The sequence below is a fragment of the uncultured Caballeronia sp. genome (genome assembly GCF_964243625.1).
In the GTDB taxonomy this organism is placed as follows: domain Bacteria; phylum Pseudomonadota; class Gammaproteobacteria; order Burkholderiales; family Burkholderiaceae; genus Caballeronia.
On sequence record NZ_CAXTGZ010000676.1, the window covers coordinates 1 to 3,152 of the forward strand.

Here is a 3,152-nt window from a genome sequence, read left to right on the forward strand (position 1 = left end):
ACCCGCCGCTCGCAATGGTGAACAGCGACGAGACGCTGCGCCACAGGCTTTGCGACACAGGCACGACGCCATCGCCGATTGTCACTGCTTCCATGTAGTCCGCATGCGCCTGACTGGTCGGCCTACGCCGCGCCATCAGAAGACACAGTCCCGCGATCAAACCGCCCGCCGCAGGCAACGCAACGCGCACGGGCCACGGCAGGCGGGTGGCCATCTCGACGAAGTTGCCGTTCGTGCCGCCAAAGAGCCGCTGCAATTCGTCGATACCACTGCGGAACGCCGCCGTCGCAAACGCCCCGGCCACGCCGACGATCACCGCCCACACGAGCATGGTATGGGCTTCGGAGAACCGGAACCGGCGCTGTGCGCGGGTACGCAGCTTGAGGAGGAATGAAAGCACGTGAGCTGGGTTTGATCGGGTCGAGGCGGAGGTTTGCGGGGGCAAGGATATCACCGGCGACCGGGCGCGGGGACTTCACGCGCTGCGGGTGTCGCGGCAATAAAAAACCCGGTCGTGCCTGCACAAGACCGGGCTGTCCAGCATGCAACCGCTATTTCACCACTTGGGCGCGAAAGGCGGCTTGGCGTGGCGTTCGCCTTCGTCGAGGGCATCGATCTTTTTGATGTCGTCGGCGTCGAGCTTGAGTTTTTGCGAGTCCCAGTTCACCTGCTGATGTTCCGGATTCGTCGATGCAGACAGCACCACGATATCGCGCGACAACAGCCACGCGAATGTCACTTGGGCGGCCGTCACGCCATGCTTCTTCGCGATTTCGTTGAGCGTCGGATCCTTGTGCGCACGGCTTTCGCCAAGCGGCATGTACGCGGTCGCCTTTACGCCGAGCTTTTGCGTCGCTTCGACCAGTTTGCGGTTGGCGAGGAACGGGCTGATCTCGAACTGGTTCGTCACGATACCTTCGCCGCCCGGCACCTTCAGCGCTTCTTCCAGCAGCGGTGCGGTGAAGTTCGACACGCCGAAATGGCGAATCAGCCCTTGCTTCTGCGCATCCTGGAATCCCGCGATGGTTTCTGCGATCGGCACCACGCTGTCGGGCGACGGCCAGTGGACAAGCGCCAGATCGATCGTGCCGATGTTCAGTTTCTTGTGGCTATCGACGAGACTCTTCACCACATCAACTCTGCGCAACTGGTCGTGCCAGACCTTCGTCGTGACCCAGATGTCCTCGCGCGGAATGCCCGAATCGCGCACGCCTTTGCCGACGGACTCTTCGTTGTTGTAGAACTTCGCGGTATCGATATGGCGATAGCCGAGCTGCAGCGCGCTCTTGACTGCGTTCACGGTCTTTTCGGCATCCACACGAAAAGTACCCAGTCCAAATGAGGGAATCGTTTCAACCATCTGATGCTCCTTTGAGTACGGTTATTCAAGGGCCGAGCGAGTCCAGGTGCGCTCAGGCATCCTGATCCAGCTCGGGATAATGCCGGAAGATGCCGGATTCATTGAAGGGAATCCGGCGTTCCGAATCGACATATGCGGCAATGTTGGGGCGATCCAGAACGGCGTCGTGGAGCGCTTGCACGTGCGGGTATTGCTTTGCGAATGTCCCGGTTGCGCGCGGGAAGGCATAGTGAAGGCCCTCGACAAGCTGGAATATCGACAGATCCACGTAGGTGGTCTGATCGCCGACCATGTGTCTGGAACCGTGCGCATTCTGCTTGAGCACACGCTCGAAGTAACCGATGAACTTCGGAATCCGGTTGTCGATGAAATCTTTCGCCCGCGTTTTCGCCGCGTCCTTTTGATCCTCGTAGTACAGGTCGGAGGCGAGCGGGTGATGGGTATCGTGGACTTCGGCCACCATGTCCGCGATGGTCAGTTGCAAACCGTTGGCAACGTAACGCAGCTTTTCGTCCTTGGGCGAAAGGCCGAGTTTGGGACCAAGGTAAAACAGGATGTTCGCGACTTGCGGCACGATCAGCTCGCCGTCTTTGAGAAAGGGCGGCGCGAAGGGAATGTGTGGTTCGCTCTCGCTTTCGATGATCTTCATCATCGCGCCCGTGCCCTGGCCGTCTTTCTTGGCGCCGCGCGCCACATCGATGTAGTCCGCACCCGCATCTTCGAGTGCGAGCCGAACGAATTCGCCGCGACCCTGAAGGCCATCCCAGTAATAGAGCTCGTACGCCATTCGTAAGATCCTCAAGTCTGAATGTTGGCGGGGTGAACTGGGAAGGGTAGCAACGGTTGTGCCGGTGGAAGCGCTGCAGGAGTGTCCTTGGCGAACTCGCCAATAAATCGCGCCGCGTAGTTGCAAAAGAGGGTATTACGGTGCCTCCCGCTCGCAAGAAACTCGTTTTTTTCGTAAAAGCCATATTCTCCGCGAGTTTCGAAGCGATTATTGAAAAAAGATCAGCCTAGTTTTCGTTCTTGCTACCAATAGCGCGAAAAAATGTATCTCGCACAATCTCCTCGATCCGGTCGAGCACCGTAGCTGGCAGATGGCTGAACTGCTTGCGCCGGTTCGCCGAGATGTTCCCTTGGTTGGACTGAATCATCCGTATCAAAGCGGAAATATCCTTTTGAGGCAGGTCGAACTCGGTATCGATTTGTCGAAAGGCGACGTCGTAACCGGTCAGCCATGCGAGCTCGCGTGGTATCTCCTCTTGGACGGCAAGTCGAATCATTTTGTGCAGAAACGCGACTTCCCGGGTTGCATCGAAAAACCGATAAGCCCGGCTCGGCGGCGATTCGATCACCATTGGGCTGACATCACCGCGCGTGTAGCGCCACAGATTAGTCACAGGACGCGAAAACCGGTCAACACGGCGAGGTAATCCGGGATGTCCTTCGGAATGACTGCAGACACCGGAACGATGGCGCCTCCGGGAAGCGGAACTGACCTTGCCAGGACATGCTGAATTAGAAAACGAAGAAGCCGGCCGTTGCCATCGAGGAACGGATGGATACATACAAATCCAAATGCAGCGCAGGCCGCTTTCACCAATACGTCATTGCATCGGCCTCGTTCGCTGACAAACGCTTCCCACCCGTCCATGAGGCGTCGCAAATCTTCGGGCGGTGGTGGAAAAAATGAGATTTTCCCGGTCGCATCTTCGAGCCAGTTTTGTGTCGTCCGATACGACGCTTCCTGGCTGAATACATCCCGCACAACGGTATTTTGCAAGTCGACCAG

Annotated in this window: 4 protein-coding genes and 1 pseudogene; all 5 read right to left on the minus strand. The window is 58.0% G+C overall.

Annotated elements, in window-relative coordinates; all coding sequences use genetic code 11:
* Positions 1 to 400: pseudogene (locus tag ACFFAR_RS29080) on the minus strand (chloride channel protein); the annotation flags it as partial.
* 156 nt (positions 401 to 556) lie between these two features.
* Positions 557 to 1,360 carry an aldo/keto reductase gene (locus tag ACFFAR_RS29085; RefSeq protein WP_062169997.1) on the minus strand — a complete coding sequence of 268 codons (804 nt, stop codon included), beginning with the start codon at positions 1,358 to 1,360 and terminating at the stop codon, positions 557 to 559.
* A gap of 52 nt (positions 1,361 to 1,412) precedes the next feature.
* Positions 1,413 to 2,147, minus strand: coding sequence for a glutathione S-transferase family protein (locus tag ACFFAR_RS29090; RefSeq protein ID WP_174362550.1), 735 nt, complete (start codon positions 2,145 to 2,147; stop codon positions 1,413 to 1,415).
* A gap of 226 nt (positions 2,148 to 2,373) precedes the next feature.
* Positions 2,374 to 2,760 carry a hypothetical protein gene (locus ACFFAR_RS29095; protein WP_375508999.1) on the minus strand — a complete coding sequence of 129 codons (387 nt, stop codon included), beginning with the start codon at positions 2,758 to 2,760 and terminating at the stop codon, positions 2,374 to 2,376.
* A partial coding sequence (locus ACFFAR_RS29100) for a Fic family protein (protein WP_375509000.1) occupies positions 2,757 to 3,152 on the minus strand: 396 nt, incomplete at its 5' end. The genes ACFFAR_RS29100 and ACFFAR_RS29095, both read right to left, overlap by 4 nt.

Coding starts and splice junctions, on each gene's coding strand:
- ACFFAR_RS29085 (WP_062169997.1), bottom strand. CDS start 1,360: ATGGTTGAAACGATTCCCTCATTTGGACTGGGTACTTTTCGTGTGGAT.
- ACFFAR_RS29090 (WP_174362550.1), bottom strand. CDS start 2,147: ATGGCGTACGAGCTCTATTACTGGGATGGCCTTCAGGGTCGCGGCGAA.